The organism is Methanocalculus sp., assembly GCF_029762515.1.
GTDB lineage: Archaea > Halobacteriota > Methanomicrobia > Methanomicrobiales > Methanocorpusculaceae > Methanocalculus.
The window spans coordinates 1-6,458 of sequence record NZ_JARVGN010000088.1 but is presented as its reverse complement, the minus strand read 5'-3'; the positions used below and the strand labels follow the sequence as shown (position 1 = coordinate 6,458).

8 protein-coding genes and 1 tRNA gene are annotated in these 6,458 nt (G+C 54.5%); 5 read left to right on the top strand and 4 right to left on the bottom strand.

What is annotated here, in order from left to right:
• Together QCH34_RS04510 and QCH34_RS04505 are read right to left on the bottom strand one after the other, a co-directional pair.
• On the bottom strand, nucleotides 1–1,418 hold a 1,418-nt coding region (locus QCH34_RS04510), incomplete at its 3' end, for a PAS domain S-box protein (RefSeq protein WP_300330770.1).
• A gap of 63 nt (nucleotides 1,419–1,481) precedes the next feature.
• Nucleotides 1,482–1,566, bottom strand: a tRNA-Leu gene (locus QCH34_RS04505).
• A gap of 272 nt (nucleotides 1,567–1,838) precedes the next feature.
• Here QCH34_RS04505 and QCH34_RS04500 point away from each other — a divergent pair.
• Nucleotides 1,839–2,111: a hypothetical protein gene (locus tag QCH34_RS04500; protein ID WP_300330767.1), complete on the top strand. Its 273-nt coding sequence runs from the start codon at nucleotides 1,839–1,841 to the stop codon at nucleotides 2,109–2,111.
• A gap of 87 nt (nucleotides 2,112–2,198) precedes the next feature.
• The gene (locus QCH34_RS04495; protein WP_300330764.1) at nucleotides 2,199–2,474 is read left to right on the top strand and encodes a hypothetical protein; all 276 of its coding nucleotides are present in this window, start codon (nucleotides 2,199–2,201) and stop codon (nucleotides 2,472–2,474) included.
• 61 nt (nucleotides 2,475–2,535) lie between these two features.
• On the opposite strand, the gene QCH34_RS04490 is transcribed toward QCH34_RS04495, so the two are convergent.
• Nucleotides 2,536–2,712, bottom strand: a complete 177-nt coding sequence (locus QCH34_RS04490; protein ID WP_300330761.1) for a hypothetical protein — start codon at nucleotides 2,710–2,712, stop codon at nucleotides 2,536–2,538.
• A gap of 26 nt (nucleotides 2,713–2,738) precedes the next feature.
• The gene (gene nifB, locus QCH34_RS04485) at nucleotides 2,739–3,653 is read right to left on the bottom strand and encodes a nitrogenase cofactor biosynthesis protein NifB (RefSeq protein WP_300330758.1); all 915 of its coding nucleotides are present in this window, start codon (nucleotides 3,651–3,653) and stop codon (nucleotides 2,739–2,741) included.
• A gap of 110 nt (nucleotides 3,654–3,763) precedes the next feature.
• Between nifB and QCH34_RS04480 the strand changes: the two genes are divergently transcribed.
• The 3 genes from QCH34_RS04480 to QCH34_RS04470 all read left to right on the top strand — a co-directional run.
• Entirely contained in the window at nucleotides 3,764–4,279 is a 516-nt protein-coding gene (locus QCH34_RS04480; RefSeq protein ID WP_300330753.1) for a hypothetical protein, read from the top strand.
• A gap of 5 nt (nucleotides 4,280–4,284) precedes the next feature.
• Nucleotides 4,285–5,496, top strand: a complete 1,212-nt coding sequence (locus QCH34_RS04475) for a PEGA domain-containing protein (protein ID WP_300330748.1) — start codon at nucleotides 4,285–4,287, stop codon at nucleotides 5,494–5,496.
• A gap of 182 nt (nucleotides 5,497–5,678) precedes the next feature.
• Nucleotides 5,679–6,458 (top strand): tetratricopeptide repeat protein (locus tag QCH34_RS04470; RefSeq protein WP_300330743.1); only part of this gene is annotated, 780 nt, incomplete at its 3' end.

The following is a 6,458-nucleotide window of genomic DNA, read 5'->3' as shown; positions in this document are numbered from 1 at the left end:
CGCCCGATGAGCTCATAGCACCTCCTCCCTTCAACCTCTTCTGGTGTCAGACCAAGGAGCTCATAGCCTGCTTTATTGTACCTGACCATCGTATGATCGGGATGTTGAAGACCAACGATATCAGGGATGCCATCCAGCATGCCTCCAAGCAGTCTCTGAGCCTCTAAAATCTCAGATTCAGCTCTCTTTCTCTCAGTCACATCCCGGATATTGCACTGAATAACAGAGTGGTCATTGATCGCATAACGGTTACTGATGAATTCAACCTCCATCAACCGCCCATCTTTCGTCTCAAGCGGGAGATCTTCGTACCGGATATATCCCTCTCCTTTCAGTCGAAGGAAAGCCTCTTCTGCAAGGATTTTATCCCGGATGAATCCAATTTCAGGGAGTCTTCTTCCAAGAAGTTCGTCAAGGCAATACCCGAGCATCTTCAGGACAAACGGATTTGCATCGATGATCGCACCATCATCCTCGTCAAGGATCAAGATACCATCTTGTGCAGCTTCAAAGAGTCTTCGGTAACGTATCTCGCTCATCTTAAGGGCAGATTCAGCCAGTTTCATCTCGGTGATGTCATGGAACGATGCAACCGACTGCCGTGTGCCGGGGATCATCCCGATGGTCAGATGGATGGTACTGGGATCACCATAACGGTTGATGAAGGTGAAATCATACTGTGTTCGTGGCTCCACCCCCTCTTCCCTCCTCTCCCGGTGGTACACCATCATCCGATCGAGATCCTGTTTGATGACAAACTCTGCCCAACTCCTGCCGATCACTTCTTGCATTGAATACCCGGAGATCGTTGCAAACGCACTATTTGCCAGCGATATGGTTGTATCTTCTTCGATGATGACGGTGGGTGCCTCTGTATGTTCAAAGATAGCTCTGTATTGCTGTTCAGAGAGGGCGAGCTGGTGTTGTACGGCAATGGTCTCATCCAGCTGGGATCTGAGTTCCTCCTCAGCAGCTGAAAGTTCTTCGTTCTTCAGAAGAAGCGCTTCTTCTGCCTGCCTCCTGGTAACCGCATACCTGACCTTATTCGAGAGCTCGGCAAACTGCGATTTCGGATCGCCTCCTTTCTGGAGATAGAAGTCAGCACCCTCGTTCAGCGCCTCGATGACCACATCCTCCCTCCCTTTCCCGGTGAAGATGATGAAAGGCGTTGTATCGCCAGCTGTTCTGAGGTACTTCAGAAATGCGATCCCGTCCATACCCGGCATCTGGTAATCGGAGATGATTGCATTAAAAGACTGTTTTTGTAAAGTCTGAATTGCCTCGTCAGCACTCTCCGCAGTCGTGACGGTGAATGTGCCGGTCTTTTGGAGAAATAACCTGCCAATCTCAAGGAGTGATGGTTCATCATCCACGTAGATGACCGAGATCGTCTGGTCATCTGTTGCCGGGTTGGACATAGTTGATGTTTAGTATCATCGGATGAAAAAGATTTGGAGAAGAATCACGTATAAAAACATAAATGCGAGAGGCCGGATTCGAACCGGCGGACCCCTGCGGGATCGGATCTTAAGTCCGACGCCGTTGGCCGGGCTTGGCTACCCTCGCGCCGTAATAGAATGTGCCGTCCATCCAGAAAAAGTATTGGAAGATTATCGGGGTGATCGCCCCGGCTGGGTGATGTTCAATGGCTCTGATGCCGGGGCCTGCATCTGGTGTACCCACACTCTCCCCTGCACCCTCCACTGATCCCCGATGCCTTGCCTTGGTGCCATCGGGCAATTGAACCATGGTGCTATTGAACCCCTGTGCTATTGTACCCCGGTGCCACTGTATCCTGATGCAAACCATCTTATGTAGATGTATGTATACATAGGTATATGCCCCCCTCCGTCTCCTCTCAATCCCCCGCTCCTGCTGCATCCTCCACAACCACCATCCGTATCTCCCGAGAGACAAAGGAGATCCTGGATTCGCTGAAGCATCATCCAAAAGAGAGCTATGACACTCTCATCTCCCGGCTGGCATCCATGGCATATGATGACGAGCCGCTTTCGGACGAGGATATCGAGGATATACGGGCGAGCCTTGCCGATATCGAGGCTGGCAGGGTGAAGACGCTTGCGGCTGTCCGGAAGGAGCTTGGGATCTGAGCCTGTGATTGGAATCTTCGGATCTGAATTCCTATTCCGTATCACCATCCGGAACGAGAATCCCCTATCATATACTGAGGAAGCCGGATGAAATACCAGATCCTGATCCCGGCCCGCGTGGAGCGGCAGATCTCATGGATTCCAAAACAGCAGATCTCCGCCGTCCTTGACGATCTGGAAGGTTTTGCCTATGACCTTGATTATCACCGGTATGATGTCCGGAAGATCGTGGATTCCTCAGCCGATCTTCCGCGTTACCGGATGCGATCCGGCAACTACCGTGTCATCTTCTTTCTTCTGCATAACCGGCTGGTGATCGAAGTGATATCCATCCGGAAGAAGAAGGATGGAATGAAGTACTGAAAGGAGGAGATCCCAAAGGGAAAAGAAGAAAGCCTATCTCCCCATCATCTCTTTCTGCGGATTATCTCTTATCTATCCTCTCCGCCCCGATCCCAGATCTGAAGACCTTCACGACACGGAACTTCCTGCCGGTCGTCCGCTCGTACCATTCGCGGTGCTGATCCGCCTCTTTCAGGGTCCGGAGCGGGTGGCGGACCCGCTGTCCGGTCTCCTCATCAACAAGCACGATCCTGCTCATTGCCTCTTGCCTGAACTATTGTGTATTTACTCGTTTTTCTTCTCGCCAGATCCGTGTGAAAGGCAGGACTGCACATCCTTTCCGAGGATGCCGACCGCATCTGCCCGGCATCGCTGGCAGTGCTTCATCTGCTTTACATATGGTTCGCAGCGGTCATGCATCTCCCGCTTCATTGCCGGTGTCGGCGGGGTGATACCCTCGAACTTGTACTGCGGGATGAGGGGGATGATATTGAAGTTATAGACGCCCATTGCGCCGACCTTCTTTGCAATCTCGGGGATATGCTCGTCATTCACGCCGGGGATGTAGACCGTGTTGATCTTCACGATCATCTTCCGCTCGACAGCCATCTGAATCCCTTTCAGCTGCTGTTCGAGGAGGATCTTTGCGCCCTCCACCCCTTCGTACTTCTTCCCCTTGTAGGTGACATGCGAGTAGATCTTCGCCCCGATCTCAGGGTCTATTGCATTTAAGGTCACCGTCAGGTTGTAGACATCGTACTTCACCAGCTCATCGACATTCTCGGGGAGCATCAGGCCGTTTGTGCTCAGGCAGAGGATGAGATGGGGAAACTCCTCATGCACAAGCCTGATCGTCTCCAGCGTCTCCGGGTTTGCAAGCGGCTCACCGGGGCCTGCGATCCCGATCACCTTCACGTACGGGAACTTCTCCATCACTTCCCTGACACGGGCAACCCCGTCCCCGGGGCTGAGCACCTCGCTCGTCACGCCGGGACGCGACTCATTCACGCAGTCAAAATCCCTGACACAGTAATTGCACTGGATATTGCATTTCGGCGCAACCGCAAGATGGGCCCTGCCGAATGCATGGCATGCCTTCTCTGAAAAGCAGGGATGCTCCTTAATCCGCCGGAGCGTCTCGGGATCGTAGGGGATCTCCTTCCCCTGCACGTTCGCTGTCGGGTAACCCTCATCCGTCATATGATCTACTAATGGACGAATAGGCAATAAATACTGTCCTTTCTGCATCCCGGACTGTACCAGATCCGGCATGATATCATTTTTTATTCCCATGCGATCATCCATCTATCATGAAACGTATCGCCATCCTCCTTCTCCTCTGCCTCCTGCTGCCGTTCTTCTCCGGCTGCACATCAGAAGCAGAGGCACCCCCTGCGATTCCCACACAAAACCCGACTCCGGTGCCGGTAGCCCCGGTTGAATCGCCCATCATCGTACTTCCCCCTGAACTGGCAGGAACACCAGTCACGCTCTCGGCATCTCCCCTGACACAGGACAATGCCCTCTATCTCAGCTTTGAGATGAATGCACGGGGACGGCAGGCTCAAATCCCAACCGCGGGCTATCCCCTGATGCTCACCTTCTTCGCATACAATACCGACCAGTTTGAATCAGGATATGCGCCAAAAACCGCATCCGAGGTCAGGTACTCCGGTATGCCGTATAAAACCCGTTCTGTACATCTCTATTCACAGAATATCCTCACACACACCGAACAGGTGCCGGAGCGGGGCTCCCCTGCCGGGCTCTTCTATCCAGGCAAGCCATATGCCTATGGCGTTATCATCGATATCAGGCCGGTGTAAACAACATGAACAGGATCATCTATCTTCTGCTCGGGCTTGCACTCCTCGCCCTTCCGGCATCAGCCGCGGTATCGTTTTCGACCCCGTCATCAGTTGATCTCACCCTTGGAGATCCAATCACCCTCACCGGCACAGCAGAACATACCTCTGTTCTCTACCTCTTCATGACCGGCCCCGGAATGAATCCAAATGGCGTCTCGCTCAATGACAGGCAGGCGCTTGCTGAGACCGGGAACATGGTGAAGGCCTATGTGACGCCGGAAGGCAGGTGGGAATATACCTGGTTTACACAAGCGATCAGCGGGAAATCCGGGCTCTCTGCCGGAACCTATACGGTCTATGCCTCGGACACCCCGCAGCATGCCGGTGCGCTGGCGAAATGTGCCGGGTGCGCCTATGACACGATCACTGTGACACTCTCGATCCCGGCGGTACAACCAACGGCATCGACGAAGATGGGATCAATCGACATCAGGGCCCATCCCGGCCTGACCATCCTGCTGGATGGGATCCCGATGGGTGCGACGCCTTCGGTACTCACCGGCGTTGCGACCGGCGTCCGGGTGCTCGAACTTAAATCCGGCTCATACTATTCGTGGTCCGAGCGGGTGGCGGTCTCGGAAGGTGCAACCGCAATCATCAATGCAAACCCCCGCTCTCTCCCAAAGACCGGATCCATCTCTGTCACCTCCTCCCCCTCCGGGTACCCGATCATCATCAACGGGGCAAATACCGGAACCAATACCCCCGGCACTGTGACAGGGCTCACCGCGGGCCTCCAGATCGTTGAGCTGAGGCCGCCTGCATATAATAACTGGAAGCGGTCCGTCACCGTCTATCCCGGCAAGACCGAGATGCTCGTTGCCGATCTCGTCTCCCCGGGAGCACCGGCAACTCCTGTTCCAACACCTCTCCCGGCGGAAACCGGCTCACTCCGGGTCACCTCCATCCCTACCGGGGCGAATGTAAACGTCGGTGACAGGTACTATGGCATCACCCCGGTCACCATTCCCGATCTCGCAGCAGGCCCCCAACAGGTCACCATCTCACTTGCGGGATACGGCACATGGAGCGGTGCGGTATCAATTGCCAGTGGCGAAACACTTGATCTCGCACCGACACTCAGCCCCCTGCCACAGCCAACTCCAACACCCTTCCCGGTCTTTGCCGTCTTTGCGGCCCTGCTGGTTGCCCTGCTCGCAGTCCGGAGATGGTAAATCTCCAAAATTTTTAACCATTCCCCTTTATATGGCCTATCCCGCCCCGGAATTCTGTCCGGATCCCCTGTACTTCAGGAGTGTTCCGCCCCTTTCTCTATAATTCATCCTCCCCTCACTGATCTATCGATCACAACACCCTTCTTCTTGAAGAGCAACCTCTATTGATAGAGTGGATAACGATGGATCTCTTTGGAAATATTCTTGGGAAAAGTGAGTCTGCCGCTCCATACATCCAGAAGGCCGAGGCGCTCTTTGAGAAGGGGAAGGTCGAGGATGCAGTACGGCAATGCAGGCGGGCGGTCGATATCGAACCGGGGAATGCCCAGGCCTGGTACCTGATCGGATCCGGGGAGCGGTATCTCGGGAATACCACCCAGGCACTGGAAGCGTTCTCAAAGGCAACAGAACTCTCTCCCAATGACCCTGCCGTCTGGATTGCAATGGCAGGTCTCTATGCCCGGTGCGGAAAGTTTACAGAGGCTGTCGCAAGCCTTGACCGCCTCCCCGCATCTGATCTGAAACGCCGGGATATCCTTCTCTGGAAAGCCGAGTGGCTTGAAGCGCTTGGCCGGTATGAGGAGGGGGAGCAGGTACTCAACGAGATCCTTGCCCAAACCCCGGAAGATGGAAAGATCATTGCATGGCGAATCAACCTCCTGATGCGTCTTGGCAGGTTCACAGAATCCCTTGCCGCCATCGGATCAGCACTCTCTGTCGGGTACAAGCCGGCAGTGATGCATGCCACAAAAGGCCGTGCCCTTGAAGGAACCGGGGATATGAAAGGGGCACTTGCCGCATACCGGGAAGCCCTTGCACTCAATGCCGAAGATCCCGGCACCTGGTATGCTCGGGCACGGATCGAGGAATCAAACGGCGACTACGCCGCCGCCGCCGCATCCTATGCCGAGGTGATGCGGGGGGTGACAGATGACAGTGCCGCTGTTGTTGCACGATCCCAC